The 23,303-nt window shown below is 37.7% G+C and carries 22 protein-coding genes and 1 tRNA gene; 22 read left to right on the forward strand and 1 reads right to left on the reverse strand.

The features are described 5' to 3' along the window. Nucleotides 1–29 precede the first annotated feature (29 nt). The 22 genes from ADH99_RS08110 (at nucleotide 30) to ADH99_RS08210 (ending at nucleotide 22,847) form a co-directional block, all read left to right on the forward strand. On the forward strand, nucleotides 30–713 hold the full coding sequence (locus tag ADH99_RS08110; protein WP_049554828.1) for a response regulator transcription factor: 684 nt from the start codon (nucleotides 30–32) through the stop codon (nucleotides 711–713). A 39-nt stretch (nucleotides 714–752) separates the two neighbouring features. Next, complete coding sequence (locus tag ADH99_RS08115; protein ID WP_049554827.1) at nucleotides 753–1,991, forward strand: sensor histidine kinase; 1,239 nt, start codon at nucleotides 753–755, stop codon at nucleotides 1,989–1,991. Further along, the gene (locus tag ADH99_RS08120; protein ID WP_005606088.1) at nucleotides 1,972–2,289 is read left to right on the forward strand and encodes an MGMT family protein; all 318 of its coding nucleotides are present in this window, start codon (nucleotides 1,972–1,974) and stop codon (nucleotides 2,287–2,289) included. The genes ADH99_RS08115 and ADH99_RS08120 overlap by 20 nt, the downstream gene beginning before the upstream one ends. 252 nt (nucleotides 2,290–2,541) lie before the next feature. Continuing rightward, a complete protein-coding gene (locus ADH99_RS08125; RefSeq protein ID WP_053091345.1) occupies nucleotides 2,542–3,903 on the forward strand; it encodes a hypothetical protein in 1,362 nt (453 codons plus the stop codon). A gap of 213 nt (nucleotides 3,904–4,116) precedes the next feature. After that, a complete protein-coding gene (locus tag ADH99_RS10485) occupies nucleotides 4,117–5,025 on the forward strand; it encodes a hypothetical protein (RefSeq protein WP_049554826.1) in 909 nt (302 codons plus the stop codon). Between the two features lie 241 nt (nucleotides 5,026–5,266). Further along, nucleotides 5,267–7,165: an AAA family ATPase gene (locus ADH99_RS08135; protein ID WP_049554825.1), complete on the forward strand. Its 1,899-nt coding sequence runs from the start codon at nucleotides 5,267–5,269 to the stop codon at nucleotides 7,163–7,165. 25 nt (nucleotides 7,166–7,190) lie between these two features. Further along, nucleotides 7,191–7,676, forward strand: coding sequence for a hypothetical protein (locus ADH99_RS08140; RefSeq protein WP_049554824.1), 486 nt, complete (start codon nucleotides 7,191–7,193; stop codon nucleotides 7,674–7,676). Nucleotides 7,677–7,776: 100 nt separating this feature from the next. Continuing rightward, nucleotides 7,777–9,330: a carbohydrate-binding domain-containing protein gene (locus ADH99_RS08145; protein WP_049554823.1), complete on the forward strand. Its 1,554-nt coding sequence runs from the start codon at nucleotides 7,777–7,779 to the stop codon at nucleotides 9,328–9,330. A 398-nt stretch (nucleotides 9,331–9,728) separates the two neighbouring features. Then, nucleotides 9,729–10,094, forward strand: coding sequence for a MerR family transcriptional regulator (locus tag ADH99_RS08150; protein WP_049554822.1), 366 nt, complete (start codon nucleotides 9,729–9,731; stop codon nucleotides 10,092–10,094). A gap of 10 nt (nucleotides 10,095–10,104) precedes the next feature. Then, nucleotides 10,105–11,436, forward strand: a complete 1,332-nt coding sequence (gene glnA, locus ADH99_RS08155; RefSeq protein WP_049554821.1) for a type I glutamate--ammonia ligase — start codon at nucleotides 10,105–10,107, stop codon at nucleotides 11,434–11,436. Nucleotides 11,437–11,606: 170 nt separating this feature from the next. Then, nucleotides 11,607–12,911 (forward strand): peptidoglycan bridge formation glycyltransferase FemA/FemB family protein, encoded by a 1,305-nt coding sequence (locus ADH99_RS08160; protein WP_244266365.1) that lies wholly within the window; start codon nucleotides 11,607–11,609, stop codon nucleotides 12,909–12,911. A 57-nt stretch (nucleotides 12,912–12,968) separates the two neighbouring features. Continuing rightward, complete coding sequence (locus tag ADH99_RS08165) at nucleotides 12,969–13,496, forward strand: Gx transporter family protein (RefSeq protein WP_049554819.1); 528 nt, start codon at nucleotides 12,969–12,971, stop codon at nucleotides 13,494–13,496. 94 nt (nucleotides 13,497–13,590) lie between these two features. Beyond that, nucleotides 13,591–15,519 carry an NAD(P)/FAD-dependent oxidoreductase gene (locus ADH99_RS08170; RefSeq protein WP_049554818.1) on the forward strand — a complete coding sequence of 643 codons (1,929 nt, stop codon included), beginning with the start codon at nucleotides 13,591–13,593 and terminating at the stop codon, nucleotides 15,517–15,519. A gap of 71 nt (nucleotides 15,520–15,590) precedes the next feature. Further along, nucleotides 15,591–16,568 (forward strand): polyprenyl synthetase family protein, encoded by a 978-nt coding sequence (locus ADH99_RS08175; RefSeq protein WP_049554817.1) that lies wholly within the window; start codon nucleotides 15,591–15,593, stop codon nucleotides 16,566–16,568. 169 nt (nucleotides 16,569–16,737) lie between these two features. Beyond that, entirely contained in the window at nucleotides 16,738–17,274 is a 537-nt protein-coding gene (locus ADH99_RS08180) for an FMN-binding protein (protein WP_244266364.1), read from the forward strand. A gap of 152 nt (nucleotides 17,275–17,426) precedes the next feature. Then, entirely contained in the window at nucleotides 17,427–18,530 is a 1,104-nt protein-coding gene (locus ADH99_RS08185) for an FAD:protein FMN transferase (protein WP_049554815.1), read from the forward strand. Further along, entirely contained in the window at nucleotides 18,527–19,477 is a 951-nt protein-coding gene (locus tag ADH99_RS08190) for a 1,4-dihydroxy-2-naphthoate polyprenyltransferase (protein WP_049554814.1), read from the forward strand. Before ADH99_RS08185 ends, ADH99_RS08190 begins: the two co-directional genes overlap by 4 nt. A 71-nt stretch (nucleotides 19,478–19,548) precedes the next feature. Further along, nucleotides 19,549–19,701, forward strand: a complete 153-nt coding sequence (rpmG, locus tag ADH99_RS10365; RefSeq protein ID WP_005606057.1) for a 50S ribosomal protein L33 — start codon at nucleotides 19,549–19,551, stop codon at nucleotides 19,699–19,701. Nucleotides 19,702–19,721: 20 nt separating this feature from the next. Beyond that, nucleotides 19,722–19,892, forward strand: a complete 171-nt coding sequence (gene secE, locus ADH99_RS08195; RefSeq protein ID WP_049554813.1) for a preprotein translocase subunit SecE — start codon at nucleotides 19,722–19,724, stop codon at nucleotides 19,890–19,892. A gap of 108 nt (nucleotides 19,893–20,000) precedes the next feature. Next, entirely contained in the window at nucleotides 20,001–20,546 is a 546-nt protein-coding gene (nusG, locus tag ADH99_RS08200; RefSeq protein ID WP_005606052.1) for a transcription termination/antitermination protein NusG, read from the forward strand. Further along, entirely contained in the window at nucleotides 20,533–21,792 is a 1,260-nt protein-coding gene (gene pepT / locus ADH99_RS08205; protein ID WP_082160239.1) for a peptidase T, read from the forward strand. The genes nusG and pepT overlap by 14 nt, the downstream gene beginning before the upstream one ends. A 173-nt stretch (nucleotides 21,793–21,965) precedes the next feature. Beyond that, nucleotides 21,966–22,847, forward strand: a complete 882-nt coding sequence (locus ADH99_RS08210) for a diacylglycerol/lipid kinase family protein (protein ID WP_049554812.1) — start codon at nucleotides 21,966–21,968, stop codon at nucleotides 22,845–22,847. Nucleotides 22,848–22,928: 81 nt separating this feature from the next. Here ADH99_RS08210 and ADH99_RS08215 read toward each other — a convergent pair. After that, nucleotides 22,929–23,001, reverse strand: a tRNA-Thr gene (locus tag ADH99_RS08215). Nucleotides 23,002–23,303: the final 302 nt, after the last annotated feature.

The following is a 23,303-nucleotide window of genomic DNA, read 5'->3' on the forward strand; positions in this document are numbered from 1 at the left end:
AATCGTATCCTTATATAGGAGGGGAAACCATGAGAATTCTAGTAGCTGAAGATGAAATTGATTTAGCGGAAGCTCTGAAGATGATGCTCGAAATGCAAAAATATAGTGTAGAAATGGTCCATGATGGCGAAGACGCGCTTTTTTATGCGGAGTCTACGCCATATGATTTAATTTTATTAGATGTCATGATGCCTAAAAAGAATGGAATCGAAGTGGTCAGAGAATTACGTTCCAACGGGATTCATACACCGGTCCTGATGTTGACAGCAAAAAGTCAATTAGAGGATAAAGTGACTGGTCTTGAAGAAGGAGCGGATGATTATTTAACGAAACCTTTTGAAGGTGCTGAGTTGTTAGCGCGCGTGAAATCTTTACTACGTCGTCCGAATGTATTTGTGGCATCTGTTATGACACTAGGGAATGTTGAATTAAACCGAGATACCTTCACGATGATGACCTCTAAAGGGCAAGTATTATTAAATAATAAAGAATTTCAATTGATGGAATATTTTATGATGAATAGTAATCAAGTGCTTTCTACGGATTTAATTATGGAGAAAGTTTGGGGACTTGATTCAGAGGCCGAAATTAATGTCGTTTGGGTGAATATCTCATCGTTGCGAAAAAAATTAGCAACGATTGAGGCCGATGTAACGATTAGATCTGCTCGCGGACTGGGCTATCAATTAGTGGTTGAATCAGCAGCCAACTAAGCATCCTGTATATGTTTAGAAAAAGAAAAGGAGGAGCATATGTTTCGACAACTACAAAAAAGTTTTGTGAAGAGTGCCATGTTATCTTTTACAATCGTACTCTTTGTAGTCTTAGTGATTGTGAATGGGATAAACTACCGACAAACAATCGAACAAGTAGATCGTGTGGCAACGATGTTAGTTGAAAATAATGGAACGTTCCCAGATGCTCCATCCAATGAGGGGCCAAAAGAACACCCTTCACATGGAAAGCCAATTGGTCATGAATTTAGAAAAGATGACCAATTATCCACGCGCTATGCGTTTGTTAAAGTTGAAAATAATGAAGTAACTTCTGTAGATCAATCGCATTTAATCTCTGTAGAAGAATCAAGTTTAAAAGAGTCAGCTCTGCGATTGGTAGAGTCCAAATCCTTGAGTGGATGGGAAGGAAGTTTGCGTTACAAGCTTTCGGGTGAAGAATCATCTTTTATGGTCGTTTTTGTAGATGCGAACCGTGAAGTCCAACAAGTATGGCGCCTATTAATGGTAACCGGGGGAGTTTTTATCGCCTGTTTGATAATTGTTTATATTCTTGTCCGTGTCGTTTCTAAGAAAGCAATTCGACCATTTGTTGAGAATGTTGAACGCCAGCAACAATTTATTGCTAATGCGAGTCATGAGATTAAAACACCGCTGGCAGTCTTGTCAGCCAATACAGACGTTTTAGCGATGATGGGAACACAGGAAAAATTTGTCGATAGCAATAGAAGACAAATTAAACGATTGAATGCCCTAGTGGAGCAAATGCTACTTCTTTCTAGATACGACGAAGGGGAAGCAAGCACAACTAAAGAAAAAGTTGATTTAGTGGGTGTTACAAAAAATATCGTTGAAGAGATTCAACCGGTATTAGATGAAAAAGGACTTCAAGTTACATTTACCGGAAATGATTCCAGCGTGATGACAACAAATAAAGAAGCCATCACAGAATTAATTCGAATTTTATTAGACAATGCCATCAAGTATACAGTAGGAAGTTCTACGATTACGGTTGGTGCAAAAGAACATCAAATTTCGTTTGAAAACAATACTGAGCCAATTACAAAAGAACAAGTCAGTCAATTATTTGATCGATTTTACAGAGTAGACAGCTCAAGAAATCGTGCCACAGGTGGAAGTGGACTTGGACTTGCCATTGCAAAGAAGATTGCTGAAACCAATCAAGTCCGCTTGAGCGCCGAATTAATCAGCGACCATCAGATTCGCTTTGTCATTGATGGTGAAGAAAATGGATAACCGATTTGTTTACGAAGTTTTAGAAGTGGTAGGTGAAATTCCTAGAGGGAAAGTGGCTACCTATGGACAAATTGCTAGTCTTGTAGGACGACCGAAAAACGCAAGACTCGTTGGGAAAATTTTAAGTCAGGTGGAACTCTTTGGGGACTATCCTTGCCACCGAGTCGTTAATGCGAGTGGAAGACTTGTACCTGGATGGCTGGAGCAAAAGGAGTTATTAGAAACAGAAGGAATCCTCTTTAAAAGCCCAACAAATATATCGCTAAGAGAATATCAATGGAATCCTGAAGTGGATTAGCTCAATCTGAAGAAAAGATTGGGCTTTTATTTTTATAGTGATTTAAGATAGATAGAAAATCAAAGATATTGGAAAATCATTCCAGCGTCTTTTTTTCGTACGAAATTATCATATATGGTAATTATCATATATGATAATTTTCAGTTTGAAAAAACTTTTTCGAAAATCTTTTTTTGTTTTAAGTTCATTTTAGGTAAGCTCGTTATGATAGAACCATCAACAAGATGTTGATAGGAAGCGAGGAGGACTAACATGAGAAGAAGCAAATTAATTGTTCTACTATCCACAATTACCATTGCAACTACATTGGTTGCATGTCAAAACACACAAGCACAAACAGCGACTGAAACTTCACAAGTACAATCGCAACAAAGTCCTCCCGCTAAACCTGGAGGAGAAGGGTTTGGCGGAAGTGACCAAGTGACTCAAGGGGATGCAGCAACAAACTTAACAACAGATGCAACAGTAACTGGAGAAACTTACGAATCTACTGGTGATGATGAAAATGCGCTTCGTGTAACAGGGGCAACAGTTACATTAGATGGCGTAACGGTTAACAAAACAGCCGGAGCGACATCGAATACAGAAAACGGAGACTTCTATGGAATAAACGCAGGATTCTTAGCAACCGATGGAGCAACAGTGACGATTAAAAACGCTACTGTAAATACAACGGCTCAAAACGGTAACGGAGTGTTCAGTTACGGCTCAGGAACAACCGTCAATGTATCAGATACAAGCATCACAACAACAAAAGATAACTCAGGTGGTATCCAAACTACTGGTGGCGGCACGATGAACGCTACAAACTTGACGGTGAATACCGCAGGGAATTCATCAGCAGCGATTCGTACAGACCGTGGTGGGGGTACGGTAGTCGTAGACAAAGGAACTTACACTTCTACAGGATACAACTCACCAGCCGTATACTCTACAGCAAATGTAACTGTTAAAAATGCAACTTTAAACGCTGAGAACTCAGAAGCACTTGTAATCGAAGGTCAAAACTCTATTACATTAGAAAATACAAATGTTACAGGGAATATGAGTTCACCAGAAGGTAGCTCTTCAGACAACAACGTACACAATGTGATGATTTACCAATCAATGTCAGGAGATGCCGAAAGTGGAACGGCTACTTTCACAATGAAAGGTGGCTCGTTAACAGGACGTAATGGAGACCAAATCTATGTAACGAACACACACAGCGTTATTACTTTAGAAGACGTAACAATTACAAATCAAGATACATCTGGCAGATTACTTGCCGTCTTAGGAAATGATGCGACACTTGGCTGGGGTACAGCTGGTGCCAATGGTGGTCAGGTTGAATTAACAACGACAAACCAAACATTAACAGGAGCTATTGAGGTGGATACCGTTTCTACTTTGAACTTTACAATGGGCAAAGGAACAAACTTTACAGGTACAATCAATATAGTAGAAAATGCTGAAGGAGGGACTGCCGTGGATAATAATGCAGTAATCACAGTAGAAGAGGGGGCGACATGGACGTTGACAGGAAACGTCAAAATTACATCTTTAACGAACAAAGGAACCATTAACTTGAATGGATATACGATTACATTAGCCGATGGAACCGTCTTAAAATAAAACTTAACGAATCTTGAAGAAGTTAGACAATTGTCTAGCTTCTTCTTTTTTTCTGCATTGGAATGGGTCATTTTTTTCAAAATAGTAGTGTATGATTCATTTTAGGATGTCTCTAAAAAAGACTTTACACTTTTTCAAGCGCTTTTTGAAAGTGGAAGAAAACAGGAGATTGTGATAAAATTTGTTAAAAGAACGTATAAAAGAGGTGCTCTGATGGATCAAAACGAAAATAAAAATGTAGAATTAGAATCGGTTGAAAAGAAAGCTACAGAAGTGAAAGAAGAAGTAGTAGAAGCTGCTGAAAAAACAGCAGAAGAAGTTAAAGAAGTTGCAGAAACAGCCAAAGAAGAAGTTTCTGAGGCAAAGAATCCTGAAGCAGATGGAGACTTTAAAGAAGTTGTAGAAAACGTAAAAGAAAAAGCAGGAGAAGCAACTGAAAAAGCAAAAGAAGTTGCGGGTGTTGCTAAAGAAAAAATGGAAGAAGCAGCCAAAAAAGTATTCACTGAAGAAAATAAAGAAAAGATGAGTCAAGCAGTGGATACAGTAGCAAGCTATAATAAAAATTCATTATTTGAAAAAATCTTCTTTGGGTTTTCGGTTGCTATCGCGTTATTCTCTGGATTAGTGGTTCTTAATGGTCTTGGATATGCCTTAAAAGGAAATGCCTTATCATCCGTTGATTTTTACGAAGTTTCAAATAAAGTGAAAAACTTAAACTTATACTTCAGTTTAACGTTCTTCTTAACGATTATTGCAACTGTTTTTGTAGCGTATTTCTTATTTATGGCGAATAAATCTAAGAAAAACTTGTGGACAAATGTTAATGTCACTTCATTAGCAATGGTCGTTAGCGTATACTTAGCTCACCTTTTAGGCGGAGGGTTCATTAGTCTTATCGGTACAATGACAGATATGTTTAATGGAAAAGTGAACACATCTATTTCAAATCTAGTAATGCAAGCTTTCACAGATCCAAATCATGCGACAAAACAAGCGATGTCTTTAGTGAACAGCTTCGAATCAGGATCTAAATTAGCGGTATTATTCTATATTGTTGCCTGTGCAGCAGCGATTGTTACTTCTTACTTCTATTATCAAAAACTATTCCAAAAGAAAGACTAAGAAGTAGAATGACTTTCTCTTCTTAAGGGAGATTAGTTTATTTGAGAGCAGTTCAGAAGTAACAAAAAATAAAATTGCTACTCTTTGTTAGTAGTGGCCTGAATTGAAAACTAAAAATAAACGAGACAATCCCCTTTCTGTATGCTAATTGCACAGAGGGGATTCGTTGATTATAGAGAATTATTGGGGTGAACCCATTTTGAATAGTTATTGAAGACATATTATGGACTGAGGTGAAATTATGGCATTTTTCTTAGTGGGAAAAGACAATTCATCGTTTTTTTCTAAGAGAACTACGTGGGAACTAGGAGCAGCCCTTGAAGCTGCTAATGAAGGCGATGTTATTGAAATTGAAGATACTTATTGCCTAGAAGGGTTAGATTTATTTATTCATAAAAATATTTCTCTGATTGGGAAAATGAATAAATCAAGAGAAGATAGTTTTCCACTGATTTTGGGTGCGATATTTGTGGATAATTGTACGGTGCATTTAGAAAACATCATTATTCGAGATAATCGTGAAGAAAGTAATGCACTAAACTTATGCAATCAAGCAAAAGTATATGCGAAAAATGTTTTAATAGAAAATCAACTAGTGGAAGGAGAGCTTTATCCTCTTTGCTTTATTGAAGAGTCAGAGTTGTCTTTAGAGGATTCTTTTGTGAGAGCTGCTTCGTGCATTGCCGCTAAAGATTCTACATTAAAATTTTCTCAAACAGATTTGTATTCACATATCATTCTCGAGCATACGGATTTAGAAATTGCACATTCCAAGGTAGAAGTGGAAGGTAAAAATGCCATTGTTGCAAACGACAATTCCAATATCTCTATTCTCGACTCAACAGTTTCCGCTCAGGGACAGGTTGAAGATTACCCGATTGTGCTTTGTAGAGATTCGCAAATTTCTACAAAAGAGTCGAAAATCATTTATTTACATGCGCTAGAAAATTATACGAGTGCTCTCTATTTAGAAAATTCGAAAGCGACGATTGATTCGACGGTTGTAAACACTTTTGAAAGTAAAGGATCAAAAGCGACAATTCACAATCAACTTTGTGTGCTAGAGACGGCTATGATGACAGAGAGTTCCCAAATAACAGGGGATGCCTTAGTTATTGGTGGGCGAGATAATGGCAAGGTGAATTTATTCCTAAGTGACAGAAGTTCTCTAGAATTAAAGCTTCTTGCTATCGGGGTTGAAAAAGATCCAGATATTAAGATTGAACGTGGATCTCATCTATCTGCAGAAAAGACAGTCTCTATTTTGACGAATGAAGAACAAGACATCTTACTAGACAGTGATAATCAATTAATGTTTGATGGTCGAGAAGTGACTACAGAATATTATGGTGAAAAAACAGCCAGTGAGAGATTAGAAGAAATGATAGGGTTAGAGAACCTGAAGAGTGAAGTCAAGGAATTTATCGCTATTTCTAAAATGAATAAAATCCGTAAGGAAAAAGGATTTGCGACTTCAGGATTTAACTTACATTCATTATTCTTAGGGAATCCAGGAACTGGTAAAACAACAGTCGCTCGATTAATGGGACAATTACTACATGAAAATGGCATTATTGCTTCTAGCAAATATGTTGAAACTTCTAGAAGTAATTTAGTGGGACAATATATTGGTCATACTGCTCAAAAAACAAAGGAAATTTTAGAATCTGCTTTAGGCGGGGTATTGTTTATTGATGAAGCATACACGCTTGCAGTAGGTGGTGAAAATGATTTTGGAATTGAAGCTATCAACGAAATTTTGAAATTTATGGAAGATCATCGAGAAGATTTAGTTATTATCTTTGCAGGCTATACGAAAGATATGGAAAGATTCTTAGAGATGAACGAAGGACTTCGAAGCAGAATTCCAAATACCTTTGTTTTTGAGGACTATACTTACGAACAACTTGTGCAAATTGGGTTGGATGAACTTGCGAAAAATGGGTATACGGTAGATGCAGAGGCGTATAAAGCTTTGATTGAAAATAATTTAGAAAAAACCAATGATCATAGTAATGGTCGATGGGTCAGAAATCAAAACGAAAAAATCTTACGAAAATTAGCAGTCTATATGTTTGATAATGGATTGGAAGATTTAAATGATATTCCAAATGCGATTATTGAACAATGTAGGGTCTAATTAAAATAGAAAGAGAGGCGTACTGATGGCAGAAGAATTTGATAATGAAGTAAAAGAAGAAAAACAATATGTTTTACCTGGTGGAGAAGGCGGAAATGATAAAAGTATTTTCGGAATTTGGGAATCGATCCAAAATCATTTAACTCCCGAATATAGAAAAAGATACTTTATTCGCAGACTCCTTTGCTGTATTGTAATTACTATTATTTGGTCTTCTATTACAGCTGGGTTTATGCCTGGCTTATTAAGCAATATTGTTTCGCTCCTGTTAGGAGTTTTGTCATTTGTTTTTTGGCATTATTCTTATTGGAGTTATCAAGGTGGACATATCGATAACTTTTTAAGTGGATATATTCGATTTGGAGGGTTCATCAGTTTAGTGTTTCGAACAATTTTTCAGCATGTTTTAGTCTATCTTTGGATAACCTTCATTGCTCCTTTAAGTGGATATGTCACTTGGCAAAAGGCTGTTAAAAAAGATAAAGTACTATACATTGAAACAAAATTATAAGACAAAGAGGTGAATTTGATCACCTCTTTTTTGTTTTAAGTTCATTTTAAGTTCGCTTCGTATACTAAAATCATCAAGAAAAGGAATCGGGGAGAACGAGATGGAACATAAAAAACAATGGTTATTGACAACAACATTATTTATCTCTCTAGGTTTGGCTGCTTGCGGATCACAAAGCGTATTAAGCCAAGCAGAAGCACAAGCGCAAACCACTACTAAGACATCTACAACTTCAAAGGCGCAGACGACTTCTTATTTTGAAACCTCTGATTTAACAGCAACTTACGATGAATCAACCGCTTCAAAAATTTCGTTGCAAGGGACAACCACTACCGCTTCAGGTGAAGGGGTAACAGTGAATGGAAGTACAGTGGAAATTACCAAAGCTGGAACATACATCGTAGAAGGAACGGCATCGAAAGTTCAATTGAAAGTTGCAGCAGGCAAGGAAGATGAAGTACAAATTGTCTTTAAGAACGCAACATTGAAGAATACAGAAGCTCCGTTACTCGTAGATTCGGCTAAGAAAGTGATTTTAACATTAGCCAATGGAACGAAAAACGAAGTAGCCGATGAATCAGCATCAACGGTTAAAGGAGCCATCTACTCCGATAGTGACTTAACGATTAACGGGAAGGGTTCATTAACGGTAACGGGTGCAGCCAGTAATGCCATTAAATCAAAAGACGGCATTCGCATTGTAGATGCAACCATCACTACAACAGCCAAAAAACACGGAATTGCAGCGAATGACTTCGTGAACGTATCGGGTGCAACCTTAAACTTAACAGCCGATGAAGATGGCATTCACTCAGATAACGAGGATGATGTATTGCTAGGAAATGTTTACTTAGTCAATACGAATATTACCGTCAATGCTGGAGACGACGGAATTAACGCTTCGAATACGCTGCTCATCGATGAAGGTGCGACAATTGACGTACAAAAGAGTGAAGAAGGTCTTGAGGCTCGCTTGATTCACCAAGTTGGTGGTACCGTTACTGTAAAATCTTCTGACGATGGATTAAACGCGAAAGACTGGACGTTAGAATCCTCTGACGAGCAAGGTCCAGGTCAACAAACGAAGACAGTAAAATCTGAAGCCGCAAATGCGAAAAACTTAGATCAAGCAGGTGATGTGAAGATTGTGATTGACGGAGGAACCTTAACAGTAGACGCTGAAGGGGACGGTCTTGATGCTAACGGATCAATTGAGATTAACGGAGGAACAATCGTTGTCAATGGTCCAACAAGCGGTGCAAACGCAGCTCTTGACTACGATGATAACGGAACATTAAACGGTGGTACTGTTCTCTTTGTCGACAATGGACAAATGACGATGGGATTCGGTAGTGACTCTAATCAAGCTTACTTAATGGCAAGCATCCAAGGAACGGCTGGCTCGACCGTTGAAGTAATTGATTCTTCAGGGAAAACTGTCGCAAGCTTAAAAGCCTCTAAGTCATTCTCAACAGTATTAATCAGTAGCCAAGATATTAAAGAGGGCGAAAAATATACGATTAAAGTTGGTTCAAACACAACAACGGCTACAGCCTCAAAACAAGCAGTTAATGTTGGTGGAGGACCTGGAAAAGGTGGACCTGGTGGAGGACAACCAGGACAAGGAGGTCCAGGCGGTAGACAAGGCCGATAATCGTTACTAGGAACCATGAAAGGGGTGAGTCCACCAAAATATGAAGGATAAGAATAAAGGTAAAATCAATTTTCAAAAAGTGAGGTGGGTCCACCAGGACATGAAGACGAAAGAAGTAATTGAAACATTTTTTAACAAATGAGGTGAGTCCACCAAAAAATAAAATAGAGTAAGAAATTCATGAAAAATAAACAAAGGGGGTGCGTGTTATGTAAAGATTTATGAAAAAAGATAACAGCACATCTGACAAAAAATGGGGTATTCTCTCAACTGGCGAAAGCTTAATTGAGACAATACCCCATTATTCATGTTATATTATCTAACATAAGAAGTAAGGCTGATTTTGACAACGACTAAAAATGTTTTTTAGAATATACTTACATAAAGGAGGAAGACAGATGGGTGAAAAAGAACTGCGACGTTCACTAGCCGTCTTTCCAATCGGAACAGTGATGAAGCTGACCGATTTATCTGCAAGACAAATTCGATATTATGAAGAACAGCGATTGGTAATTCCTGAACGTTCTGAGACGAACCGTCGCCTGTATTCCTTGAATGATGTCGATCGCTTATTGGAAATTAAAGATTATTTGGCTGATGGATTAACCATTATGGCCATTCAGAAAATTTTCAATAAAAATACAAATCCCGTAACAAAAGAGAGCGTAAAAGAAACGCTAACGGATGAAGATGTCCGTAGAATTTTTTATGACGAGATTATGCATATTAGCCGCTACTCTGGCGGGGAAAAATGGAACTTATAGGAGGAAGCCAATGATTACACATGAAGAGATTAGAAGACAGGTAGAAGAGAAAGATGTTCGTTACTTACGATTAATCTTTACGGATATCCTTGGGACTATTAAAAACGTGGAAGTGCCAATTACACAATTAGATAAAGTGTTGGCCAACAAAATGATGTTTGATGGTTCATCTATTGAAGGATTTGTTCGTATCGAAGAAAGTGATATGTACTTATATCCAGACCTTTCAACTTGGGTGGTATTCCCATGGAGCAGTAAACATGGTACCATCGCGCGTTTAATCTGTGATGTTTACAAACCAGACGGAACACCATTTGCGGGGGACCCTCGTTCAAACTTAAAACGTGTGTTAAACGAAATGAAAGAATTAGGGTTCTCAAACTTCAATTTAGGACCAGAGCCAGAGTTTTTCTTATTCAAATTGGATGAAAACGGCGAACCAACCCTTGAAGGAAACGACCAAGGAAGCTACTTCGACTTAGCTCCAATCGACCTTGGGGAAGAATGCCGTCGCGAAATCGTTCTTGAATTAGAAAAGATTGGTTTCGATATTGAAGCGAGTCACCACGAGGTAGCGCCAGGGCAACACGAAATTGACTGGAAATACTCAGATGCAGTAGCGGCTTGTGATAACATCCAAACGTTCAAATTAGTAGTAAAAACAATTGCGCGTAAACATGGATTACATGCGACATTTATGCCAAAACCAGTATTCGGAATTGCCGGTAGCGGAATGCACTTCAATTTATCCTTATTTGATAAAGACGGAAACAATGCGTTCTTCGACGAAAAGGGTGACCAACGTTTAAGCGACACTTGCCGTCACTTTATCGCAGGAGTGATGAAACATGCGAAAGCTCTAACTGCGGTATGTAACCCAACCGTAAACTCGTACAAACGTTTAGTTCCAGGTTACGAAGCTCCTGTATATATTGCATGGTCAGCACGTAACCGTTCACCGCTGATTCGTATTCCGGAATCTCGTGGAATTTCGACTCGTATTGAATTGCGCAGCGTAGATCCTTCTGCAAACCCATATTTAGCAATGGCTGCGATTTTAACGGCTGGTCTTGAAGGGGTTAAAGAAAAAATGGAAGTTCCTGCAGCTATTGACCGCAATATTTATGCGATGTCTGCTCGCGAACGCAAGGAAGCAGGGATTGATGATTTACCAGGAACATTAAATGAAGCGATTGAATACTTGAAACAAGATAAAACCGTTCAATCAGCATTAGGAAGTCATATCTTAGACAACTTTATCGAAGCGAAACGTTTTGAGTGGGCTGCATATCGTAGTCAAGTATCTCAATGGGAATTAGATCAATACTTAAAACTATTCTAAAAAATTAAATCAAAGGGCGTATCGTCGTGATGCGCTCTTTTTTGATACAGATATCTTTGCCCAACACCGCTTTCCATTGATAGTAAAGCTTTCTCTTCGGTAAAGTTTTGACATATTTTGCTGAAAGTGTAATACTGATAAGGAAACATGAAAAGAAAGAGAGTGCACACATGTATATAAAAGAGATGTCGAATGCGTTAGAAGAGTATCATTCTTTTATGGAAACACAAGCCAATAGAACGGTTTTTCAAACACCTGAATGGGGTGAAGTGAAGGCAGATGGCTCATGGACAAAAGATGTATTGCTGGTTATGACGGATGCTCATGAACCGGTTGCCGCTGCGATGATTCTTTACCGTAAATTACCCGGAGTGAATAAGTATTTAGCGTACGCGCCTCGTGGGATTGTAACGGATTATACAAATGCAGAACAATTAAAATCGATCTTTGCGACTTTAAAAGTCTATTTAAAAGCTAAAAATGCATTTGGATTAAAGATTGACCCAGAGTTACAATGGCGTGAATGGACAAACAAGTTCGAAATGGTCGAAGGTGGATTCAACAATGAAGAGTTCCGCAATAACATTTTAGCGTCTGGTTTTGTCGAACGCCCCATGGATTTAGGGTTCGACGGGATTCAACCGCGTTTAACAATGATTTTATCATTGAAAGATGAAGGGAAAGGCATTGTCGAAACGTTCAATAAAAAAGAACGGTATAAAGTGAATGTGGCGAAGAAGCAAGGGGTTGTTTGCTACAAAGGAACGCTTGAAGATATGCCAATCTATGATGAGTTGAACAAGATTACGGCTGAACGTGATCAATATGTGGCACGTAGTATCGAGTATTTAACAACAATGTACCAACACCTTCACCCTAAAGGCATGGTGGATTTATACTTTGCCAAAGTAGACTATAATGTCCAATTATCATTTGCGACAAATCGTTTAGAAACTGCGCAAAAAGAGTTCGATAAGTTAACAGGACAATTGGGAACCCTTAATAATCCTAAGCGAATTGAAAATGTTCAAAAACAAATCGACTCTCTAAAAGTAAATATTGAAAAATACGAAAAAGAAATTGACCGTGTGAAAGCTGACTTAGAAAAGTATCCAGAGGGGAAAGTAGTCAGTGGAGCTTTTGTAGTGACGTACCTCGATAAAGCCTACTACTTATACGGGGCTAATATTACTGACGATGGTGGATTGAATGCGAACAAAGCGCTTGTATCGTGGATTATGCAAACTCTTTATGATGAAAAAGGCATTCGCTCATTCGACTTCTTTGGAGTTTCGGAAGACCAAGAACATCATGGTGGTATTAACGGCTTTAAGCAATCGTTTGATCCTGAGTTAGTCGAATATATCGGTGAGTTCGATATGCCAATCTCTAAGTTCTGGTTTGAAGTGTTCCATACTTGGGCGCCTAAAGCAGTCAGCTTAAAGAACAAATTATTAGTAAGACGTAAAAAATAGTCAAAAGGCTGGAAGAAGTTTCCGGCCTTTTTTAAAAAAGATTGAAAGGAGAATGGAATGCAGAAAAATAGTCATTTAAGAAAACTTGTTTTTATCGCATTATTAACTGCTCAAGGAATTGTCTTAGGGTTGTTGGAACAAGCCATTCCGTTTCCTTTTGCGTTTGCACCAGGGGCTAAGTTGGGGTTGGCGAATATAGTAACTTTAATTAGTTTATATACTTTATCCTTTAAAGAGGTCGTCTTTGTCATTGTGATGAAAACGTTGCTGACAACCGTTCTTGGAGGGACTTTTTCTACTTTTCTATATAGTGGTATGGGTGCCCTTGTCAGTTTTATCGGAATGTATCTTGTGAAGCAGCTTGGTGAAAAGCGGGTCAGCATGATTGGAGTGAGTGCTACTGGTGGAATTCTGCACAATGTAGGGCAATTGATGGTAGCAAGTTGGATGGCTAAATCGTGGACGGTGCTCTTATATTTACCAGCAATGTCAATCGTTGGAATCTTTGCTGGTATAGCTGTTGGGGTTGCCGCAAATTACGCGTTGGCTCATATTAAAGTTCTTCAATATTTTTCTAAAAAATAGAAGGGTTCCTTCGTGAAAAAAAAGACAATCCTATGGACAAAAGCACAATTATAGACTATACTACTAAAGTGATAAAGCTCAAGGGGGATTTACAATGACAAAAACAAACATTGTAGTAATCGGTGCCGGTTTTGCCGGAGTTGCTGCTACCAAAACATTGTCACATAAGTTGAAAAAGAATAAAGATGTTACGATTACATTGATTGATAAACATCCTTACTTAACTTATATGACGGAATTACATGAAGTTGCTGGGGGGCGTGTTGAACCAGATGCGATTCAATACGACTTACAAAAGATTTTTGCTCGTTCAAAAAATGTCAACTTAGTAACAGATACCGTTACGAATCTTGATAAAGAAAACAAAGTAGTTCGCACAAAACATGGTGAATTCTCTTATGATTATTTAGTGCTTGGAATGGGTGGAGAAGCAAATGACTTCGGCGTCCCAGGGGTTAAAGAAAATGGATTTACGTTATGGTCAATGGAAGATGCTGTTAAAATGCGTAAACACATCCTTAACTGTGTTGAAAAAGCAGCTAAAGAACATGACCCTCAAAAACGTAAAGCGTTATTAACGTTTGCGGTTTGTGGTGCCGGATTTACTGGGGTTGAACTAGTCGGTGAATTAATGGACTGGATTCCAGTGTTAGCACATGAATACAATTTAGATAAAGAAGATTTTGACTTATATATTATTGAAGCCGTTCCAACTATCTTAAACATGTTAGATGCAAGCGATGCGGATAAAGCAGAAGCCTTCATGGTAAAACGCGGCATCAAAGTGATTAAAGGAAACGGAATTTCTGAAGTGAAGCAAAATAGCATTCGCTTAGCAGACGGTACGGTTATTCCAACTTACTCACTATTCTGGACAGCAGGCGTTAAAGCTAACACTGAAGCAGAAGTGTTTGGGTTTAAAGCAGCAAGAGCAGGACGTTTAGTCGTTAATGAGAATATGTTAATCGATGGCGAAACCGATATTTTTGCTGTTGGAGACTTAGCGTACTATGAAGAACCAGATAAAGAAAACCGCCCACATCCACAAATTGTACAAGCGGCTGAACAAACTGGTAAAACAGCAGCGAAAAATATTATCGCATCTATCAACAATACTTCAAAAGTTGCTTACAAAGGGAAATACGATGGATTCATGGTTTCTATTGGTTCTCACTACGGCGTAGCATTCTTGATGGGTAAATGGCACTTAAGTGGATTTTTCGCAATGTTGATGAAACATCTCGTAAACATCAAGTATTTCTTAGAAATCTTCTCACTATACTATGCGATTCAATATGTATTCCATGAATTCTTCCATATTAAAAACCGTCGTAATATCTTCCGTGGACACCTATCACGCTACGGTAATGTATTATGGTCAGTGCCGCTTCGATTATTCTACGGTGGTATGTGGACAATTGAAGGGTTGAAGAAAATCTTTGGTTTATGGGGAGCTCATAGCTGGATTGATGGAACTCATTTAGCATTCCCATTCCCTTGGTTGTTAGAACCAACTTCTGCTGCAAGTGGAGCATCTGAAGCTGTTTCAGCAGCAAGTGGTGCTACAGAAACAGCAGCACAAACAGCTACTCAAGTCGTTTCGTTCGGTTTCAACTATTCATATGGGGAACAACCAGCAATGGTATTAGAAAAGATGCCAGATTGGTTTGCTTCAATCATGCAAATCATGATTCCTAATGTTGAAGTTGCACATTTAATGCAAAAAGTAATGTCCTTTGTAGAGTTAGCAATCGGTCTTGCTATTATGGCTGGTTTCTTAACATGGATTGTCAACGCAGTGACAATCGGTTTAGTCGCAACATTCTGCTTATCAGGAATGTTCTACTGGGTAAACATGTGGTTTGTTCCTGCTGCGATTGCATTAATGAACGGCTCAGGTCGCGCGTTTGGGTTAGACTACTACTTCATTCCTTGGTTCCAAAGAACAGCTGGAAAATGGTGGTATGGTAAATCGAAAGCAATCTATGGCTTCGATAAGCAAGGAACCCAACTTGTAAAATAGGATATGGTATAATGAGGTCGACAATTTTTGTCGGCTTCTTTTTTTAAAAGTCGATATGAAGGAGAAAATATATGACGGCTGTACATCCAATGTGGATGAATTATCCAGAACTTCACGAAGAACTAAAACAAGTAAAAAAATTAATGAAAGATTCCATTCAAATAGAGAATAAGACTATTAAGGATGCAATTTTATCAGTCCTTGATTCTGGGGGGAAAATGGTTCGTCCTGCATATTTGATTCTATTCTCTATGTGGAATGACAATAGAAATAAAGAAGAAGTTCGTGCTATTTCGGCTGCTCTGGAGTTATTACATGTGGCAACATTATTCCATGACGATGTGATAGATGAATCTAGCGTTCGAAGAGGTCAAGAGACGATTAGCGCAAAATTTGGGAATCGAGTAGCCATTTATGCAGGGGATTATTTATTGACGGTTTGTTATCAACTGTTATCATCCTATAGTAAAGATTTAGTGAATATCCAAATTCCCACACGTGGAATGATGCAAGTAATTCAAGGGGAACTGTCTCAAATGGAAGAACGTTATCGTTTAGATGTGACGGTTCAAGACTATCTGAAGAGAATTGAAGGGAAAACAGCGCAACTTTTTATGTTAAGTTGTATGATGGGAGAACGATTTTCACTCTTGAAAGAAGAAGCAAGAGCAAGGCAAATTGGCCATGCGATAGGAATGTCTTTCCAAATTTTAGATGATATCTTAGATTATGAAATTGATGCTCATCAATTTGGGAAACCGGTATTAGAGGATGTAGCTCAAGGGGTGTATACTTTACCGCTCATTATGGCTTTTCCTAAAAGAGAGAAGGAATTGCTCCCGCTTCTAGAAAAAAAGGAGCTTATTTCTGAAGCGGAAAGAAAAAAAGTGCAACAACTGGTATTAAAATCTGGTGGAGTAGAGTCTGCTAAAGTATTAGCTAAAAAATATACGGATCGCGCTTTGCAACAAATTGAACGACTGCCAGAAAAGAATGTAAAATCGATGTTGTATGATATCACAAACCGTTTATTGCAACGAGAATATTAATAACTATTCATTCACAAAGATAGGTGTTTTCATTTTAGAAAACACCTTTTTCACTTTATTTCTTCAAGTGAAAAGAAGAGCAAAATTTCAGAGAAAACTAGACTTTTGCCCGTGATATGCTATAATAAATGTTACGAAATATAAAATATAGAGAAGGATGGTAAAAACCATGATTATCAAAAAATCTTTATCTGCAACAGCAGTATTATTATCATCTGTGTTTGTTTTAGCAGCATGTGGCGGAAACAGCAAAACAGATTCAAGCAAAACAACAACACAAGCAGCTACAACACAAACTGCAACTACACAAGCGGCGGCACAAAAATCTGATGCAGCTTTAAAAGATGGTACTTATAAATTAGTATCAGCTGCTGACAAACGTGGTTGGCATGTTGAATTTACGATTACTGTTGAAGGTGGAAAAATCACTAAATCTGATTATGACAACTTAAACGATAAAGGTGAACGTAAATCAGCAGATGCTGCATACGAAAAATCAATGAAAGATAAATTGGGTACTGGACCAGCTGAATACTTTAAAGCATACAATGAAGGTCTTGTTTCTAAACAAAATCCTAAAGATGTTGAAGTAGTTACAGGTGCAACAAACGCACATACTTCATTTGTGGAATATGCAAACAAATTAATTGAAGCTGCTAAAAAAGGTGATACTACTGAAATTAAAGTAGAAGCACCAAAAAACTAATGGGTTACAAGTGAAAACTGCGAACTCCTGTACTTTTCGTGCAGGAGTTTTTAGTTTATTGATAGGGAATAGGATGCCGAATTACTGGAATAAGGTTTAGTTTTTATGAAAAATGAGATACAATACATAGGATGAATGAGAAGGAGAGTGTTATGAGGAAAAAATGGATGAAATGGGGCCTTTTGGCAGTGATGTCTACAACGGTTTTAGCAGCTTGCCAAAGTCAACCGAAGAATGAAGCAGACACTGTTTCTGGCGCATCAATTAAAACTCCAAGAGAAATTATTAAATCTCCGGTGAAAAAGACAGATTTCTTATTAGGGACGGCTGTTTCATTGTCCGTCTATCATCCTAATTCTGAGGCTCTAATCGAGAGTGCTTTGGAGATGATTAAAGATTTAGAAAAGAGAATTACTGTAAATGCTTCTGGATCTGAAGTGGATGAAGTAAACATTGCTGCCGGTGAAAAGCCTGTAAAGGTCAGCGCGGATGTTTATGAACTCATTAAATTGGGATTGGAATATAGTGCGGAATTTAATGGCGCATTTGATATTACTGTGGGACCATTAACGTCGTTGTGGCATATCGGATTTGATGATGCCAAAAAGCCTACTCAAGAAGAAATTGATGCAGTTCTCCCTCTTGTCGATTATAAGGAAGTAGAGCTAAATGATGCTGAACAAACAGTGTTCTTGAAGAAAAAAGGAATGAAATTGGATTTAGGCGGGATTGCAAAAGGATATATTGCCGATAAGGTTTGGGATTATTTTGCTAAAGAAGGGGTAACGACGGCCGTTATCGATTTAGGTGGAAATATTGTTGTTATGGGAGGTTCCCCTGCAAGAAATGGGGTTGCATGGAATGTGGGAATTCAAGATCCAGTAGAATCTCGTGGGACAACTTTAGGGACGATTTTAGAAAAAGATAAAACAATCGTCACTTCAGGAATCTATGAACGATACTTAAAAGTGGACAATCAAGTCTATCATCATATTTTAAATCCTAAAACGGGTTATCCTTATGAGAATAATATCGAAGGAGTATCGGTAATTGTAAATCGTTCGACTAAAGGAGACGCTTTATCGACTTCGATGTTTTCTATTGGGGTGAAAGAAGGATTGGAATATGCGAATAGCCATAAAGATGTGGATGTCATTTTTGTGACCAAGGATAAAAAGGTCTATGTATCCGATTCGATTAAAGAGACTTTCAAACTAACAAACGGAGCACTTGAGTTGAAGGAGTCTATAGAATGATGTCAAAAAAAGAGTTTATTGAATTAGTGGAATTGCGAACGAAATTGGCTAGCGTTTTCCCATTTTTAACTGCTTTATGCTATTCTTTTATATTATTTAAAGAAATAAACGTTCTTAACATGTGTCTCTTCTTTGTTGGAATGTTGTCATTTGATATGGCAACGACCGTTATGAATAATTTGATGGACTATGTAAAAGCAAAGAACTCTGACTATCGTGATCATCATAATGTAATTGGAACAAGTAGTTTAACGGTGAAAAAAGCTTGGCAAGTATTCGGAATTCTGTTTGCAGTTGCAGCAGTTTTTGGGATCATTCTTGTAGCGCGCACAAACATCCTTCTACTAATGGTCGGGGCACTTTGTTTCTTTATCGGTGTCTTCTATACCTTTGGTCCAATTCCGATTTCACGGATGCCTCTTGGTGAAGTGTTGTCAGGCTTCACGATGGGATTTGGGATTTTCTGGATTACGGTATTTTTAAATGTGCCAGAAGGAACTATTTTTGCAGGCGTGCAGTTAGACGGAAGTATTTTAACGATGCAACTGGATATTGTTTCTCAGTTAAAGGTGTTTCTATTATCATTGCCACTTGTTTGTACGATTGCCAATATCATGTTAAGCAACAATATTTGTGACTTAGAAATGGATATTACCAACCATCGTTATACATTGGTTTACTATATTGGAAAGAAACAAGCATTAGTGGTTTATCAAGTACTTTATGCAGTTGCGTTCGGTGCGATGGTACTAGCAGTATTATTAGGAGTTGCGCCATGGATACTACTTGGTGTTCTTGCAGTTGGAATTCCTATTTATAAACATATTCAGCAGTTCAAAGCTGTACAAGATAAGAAAACCACCTTTGCTTTAGCCATTAAAAATATGGTAATGATTCATTCTTTACAAATTATTTTGCTTCTTGTAGCAATATTGCTAGGGGACTAGTGTTGACTTGACAAAATTTCGCTGTTTCCTTATGATTAAATAGATATGGATTTATAGAAAGTAGTGAAAGAATGGCACAGAAAAAAGCAGCGTTAGCTTGTAGTGTATGTGGATCAAGAAATTATACCATTACTCTTGGTCAAAATCGTCGAGTTGAACGTTTAGAAATCAAAAAATTCTGCAAATATTGTAATAAACAAACACTACATCGTGAAACAAAATAAAGAGGAAAGGGAGACCCAGCATGCGTTTTTTATCAAATGTTATTAAAGAGATGAAAAAAGTAACATGGCCAACAGGTAAAGAAGTAAACAAATATACTATTACAGTAATTATTACAGTGGTAGTAGCATTAGGCTTTTTTGCTGTGGTGGACTATGGGATTCATCAACTCATTACATTCCTTTTAAAATAATAGTACTTTATAGTGATTAGTGATATACTAAAAGCAGTTGAAAAAACCTTCGTCTTGAAGGTTTTTTTGTATGGAAAAATGTTGTTGATTCTTTAAGGAGGAGTATTAATGGAAAAAGAATGGTATGTATTACACACGTATTCAGGATATGAAAACAAAGTAAAATCAAATCTTCTATCACGTATCCAAAGCATGGGGATGGAAGAAAATATTTTTCGCGTCATCGTTCCTGAAGAAGAGGAAGTTGAAGTAAAAGATGGTAAAACAAAAACAACGGTGGAAAAAACTTTCCCTGGTTATGTATTAGTTGAAATGGTAATGTCTGACCAAGCTTGGTACGTTGTTCGTAACACTCCTGGCGTAACAGGTTTCGTTGGTTCGCATGGTGCAGGGTCAAAACCTTCTCCATTATTACCTGAAGAAGTAGAAGCAATCTTAGGACGTATCGGTGAAAAAGTACATGCTCCAGTTGATTTACATGTATCTGTTGGAGACTACGTTATCATCACTGAAGGTGCCTTCAACGATATGAGCGGTAAAGTAGTAGAACTTGACCACGAAAAACAAAAAATTAAAGTGGCGATTGAAATGTTCGGTCGTGAAACCATTGCAGACTTAGAGTTCCACCAAGTGAAAGAAGATGACTCTTATTAACATGTATCCTACAATGTTAGAACGTTTTATTCGATATGTGAAAATCAATACGCGTAGTGACTTGAAATCAACTAGCATCCCTACGACAAAGAGTCAATGGGAATTCTTAGAAATGCTTCGTTGCGAGTTAGTGGAGTATGGCTTTCAAAAAGTAGAACTCGATTCAGAGGATAGCTACTTAGTGGCGCTTTTGCCAAGTAACTTAGAAGAAGGAAGTGCGGTTCCGGCGATTGGTTTTATCGCCCATGTCGACACCGCGGATTTTAACGCTGAAAATATCAATCCACAAATTCACGAGAATTATAACGGGGAAGATGTGGTGCTCAATGCCAAGAAGAATTTGGTAATGACTGTCAGCGAGTTTCCAAACCTCAAAAATTATATTGGGGAAACGTTGATTACCACAGATGGAACAACACTGCTGGGTGCCGATGATAAGGCAGGGCTCGTTTCGGTATTAGAAGCTTGCTTACACTTAATGGTGCATCCAGAGATTCCGCATGGCGATATTTGGTTAGCGTTTGGCCCAGACGAAGAAATCGGTAAAGGTGCACACCGGTTTAAAGCGGAACGTATGCCTGCGAAATTTGCCTACACTTTAGACAGTGGAGTGGTAGGAAAGTTAGAATATGAAACGTTTAATGCAGCTCGCGCGGTGGTAACGATTCACGGGACAAGTGTCCACCCAGGGCAAGCCAAAGATGTCATGGTGAATGCTTTGGCGGAAGCGGCAAAACTATTTGCTCGCATGCCAGGAGATGAAGTGCCAGAACGTACAAGTGGATACGAAGGCTACTTTATGTTATCGAAACAATCAGGCGACATCGGTAAGGTTGAATTGGAATATATTATTCGTGATCACTCGATGGAGAAATTCGAAGAGAGAAAAGCGCGGTTCCAACAAATCGTCGATGCGCAAAATGCAACGTATGATGTGCCACGTATCGAATGTACGATTTACGATGAGTACTATAATATGTATGAAATCCTAAAAGACGATATGACTTCAGTTGAAGTAGCAATTGAGGCTTATAAAGAATGTGGTATCACGCCAGATATTCAACCATTCCGTGGAGGAACAGATGGATGTATTATTACTTATAAAGGAATCCCAACTCCAAACTTATTTACCGGAGCTGAGAACCTCCATGGGCAATACGAGTTCGTAACTCTCGAAAGCATGCAAAAAGCAAGTGATGTAGTATTGAAGATAATTGAATTAGTACAAAATAAAAAGGTCGGGTAATTACTCGGCCTTATTTTTATAGACCTCGATTATCGTTAAAGTAAGATAAAAAAGAATAGGAATACATTGTCATATGTTATAATGCATTACAAATACTTAGAATATTAATAAGGCAAGCTATTCGAAAGTAGGTTTAAAATGATTTTGAACAACAGAATAGGGAGATGTTTAGGATGAAAAAAGTAATGATTATTATTAATCCAACTTCTGGTGGAGAAAGAGCTTTGGATTATAAAGAAAAAATTGAAAACAAAGCGAAAGAATATTTTGATGTTGTTGAAACTAGAATCACCGAGAAAGCAAAAGACGCAACTATTTTTGCTGAAGAAGCTGTTAAAGAAAAAGCTGAAGCTGTAGTAGTGTTTGGTGGTGATGGTACCGTTAATGAAGTAATTTCAGGAATAGCTGAAAAAGAATATATTCCTAAACTAGGAATTATCCCAGGCGGGACAGGTAATTTAATTACAAAATTATTAGAAATCAGTCAAGATATTGACCAAGCGATAGAAGAACTCGATTTCAACAATACTAACGCTATTGATATTGGGAAAGCTAACGATCATTACTTTGGATATATTTTTAGTGTGGGATCCCTGCCAGAAGCCATTCACAATGTTGAAATTGAAGATAAAACAAAATATGGTGTTCTAGCGTACGCCATTAATACAATGAAATCGGTATTAAATGATGAGGTGTTTACGATTCATGTTGAAACAGAGAATGGAAACTATCATGGTGAAGCTAGTCAAGTACTTGTTCTATTGTCCAACTATTATGCGGACAAAAAAATGTTTGATGACAACAAAGATGGTTATGCCAATATATTGATTCTTAAAGATGCTTCTATCTTCTCAAAACTTTCACTCATTCCTAATATATTAAAAGGGGATGTGGTTGAAAATGAAAATATCGAATATATTAAAGCAAAAAATATAAAAATTTCATCGGATTCCAAACTAGAGTCTGACGTTGATGGAGACCAATCAGACGATCTTCCAGTTGAGATTAAAATTTTGGGAAATCACGTTTCAGTTTACTCTGCTCCAAAAGAGTAAAGTGAATACTCGTACAGAAATAATAACAAAAAGCGTTCGAGAAGATTCATTTGACCTCTTCTTGAACGCTTTTCTAATAGATGCCGAAAACAGGGGTCGAACCTGCGACCTACGCGTTACGAGTGCGTTGCTCTGCCAACTGAGCTATTTCGGCTGATGTACTTTTTATTATACGAGCCTCTAAAAAGAAAGTAAAGACTTTATTGAAAAATCAATGAAAAAGGAATTGAAAAATTTTTTAAAAAATAAATCATTTCGTTTGCAAACAGTCTTTGGTTATGATAAATTAATATCACTGTGAAGCGAACGTTCGCTTTTAAAACAGTTCCAAAAAACTTTGAAAAAGTTGAATAAAAACTGTTGACAGTAAAAATGTCCTATGATAGGATATAGAAGTTGTTGCAAAACAACGATTGACCTTTGAAAACTGAACAAAGAAGACGAACCAAATGTGTA

Source organism: Granulicatella sp. 572.rep1_STHE, assembly GCF_001073445.1.
Lineage (GTDB): Bacteria > Bacillota > Bacilli > Lactobacillales > Aerococcaceae > Granulicatella > Granulicatella adiacens.

Coding starts and splice junctions, on each gene's coding strand:
- ADH99_RS08150 (WP_049554822.1), top strand. CDS start 9,729: ATGGGTGAAAAAGAACTGCGACGTTCACTAGCCGTCTTTCCAATCGGA.
- ADH99_RS08115 (WP_049554827.1), top strand. CDS start 753: ATGTTTCGACAACTACAAAAAAGTTTTGTGAAGAGTGCCATGTTATCT.
- ADH99_RS08160 (WP_244266365.1), top strand. CDS start 11,607: ATGTATATAAAAGAGATGTCGAATGCGTTAGAAGAGTATCATTCTTTT.
- pepT (WP_082160239.1), top strand. CDS start 20,533: ATGACTCTTATTAACATGTATCCTACAATGTTAGAACGTTTTATTCGA.
- ADH99_RS08125 (WP_053091345.1), top strand. CDS start 2,542: ATGAGAAGAAGCAAATTAATTGTTCTACTATCCACAATTACCATTGCA.
- ADH99_RS10485 (WP_049554826.1), top strand. CDS start 4,117: ATGGATCAAAACGAAAATAAAAATGTAGAATTAGAATCGGTTGAAAAG.
- ADH99_RS08110 (WP_049554828.1), top strand. CDS start 30: ATGAGAATTCTAGTAGCTGAAGATGAAATTGATTTAGCGGAAGCTCTG.
- secE (WP_049554813.1), top strand. CDS start 19,722: ATGCGTTTTTTATCAAATGTTATTAAAGAGATGAAAAAAGTAACATGG.
- ADH99_RS08170 (WP_049554818.1), top strand. CDS start 13,591: ATGACAAAAACAAACATTGTAGTAATCGGTGCCGGTTTTGCCGGAGTT.
- ADH99_RS08175 (WP_049554817.1), top strand. CDS start 15,591: ATGACGGCTGTACATCCAATGTGGATGAATTATCCAGAACTTCACGAA.
- ADH99_RS08210 (WP_049554812.1), top strand. CDS start 21,966: ATGAAAAAAGTAATGATTATTATTAATCCAACTTCTGGTGGAGAAAGA.
- glnA (WP_049554821.1), top strand. CDS start 10,105: ATGATTACACATGAAGAGATTAGAAGACAGGTAGAAGAGAAAGATGTT.
- ADH99_RS08185 (WP_049554815.1), top strand. CDS start 17,427: ATGAGGAAAAAATGGATGAAATGGGGCCTTTTGGCAGTGATGTCTACA.
- nusG (WP_005606052.1), top strand. CDS start 20,001: ATGGAAAAAGAATGGTATGTATTACACACGTATTCAGGATATGAAAAC.
- ADH99_RS08180 (WP_244266364.1), top strand. CDS start 16,738: ATGATTATCAAAAAATCTTTATCTGCAACAGCAGTATTATTATCATCT.
- ADH99_RS08190 (WP_049554814.1), top strand. CDS start 18,527: ATGATGTCAAAAAAAGAGTTTATTGAATTAGTGGAATTGCGAACGAAA.
- ADH99_RS08120 (WP_005606088.1), top strand. CDS start 1,972: ATGGTGAAGAAAATGGATAACCGATTTGTTTACGAAGTTTTAGAAGTG.
- ADH99_RS08140 (WP_049554824.1), top strand. CDS start 7,191: ATGGCAGAAGAATTTGATAATGAAGTAAAAGAAGAAAAACAATATGTT.
- ADH99_RS08145 (WP_049554823.1), top strand. CDS start 7,777: ATGGAACATAAAAAACAATGGTTATTGACAACAACATTATTTATCTCT.
- ADH99_RS08135 (WP_049554825.1), top strand. CDS start 5,267: ATGGCATTTTTCTTAGTGGGAAAAGACAATTCATCGTTTTTTTCTAAG.
- ADH99_RS08165 (WP_049554819.1), top strand. CDS start 12,969: ATGCAGAAAAATAGTCATTTAAGAAAACTTGTTTTTATCGCATTATTA.
- rpmG (WP_005606057.1), top strand. CDS start 19,549: ATGGCACAGAAAAAAGCAGCGTTAGCTTGTAGTGTATGTGGATCAAGA.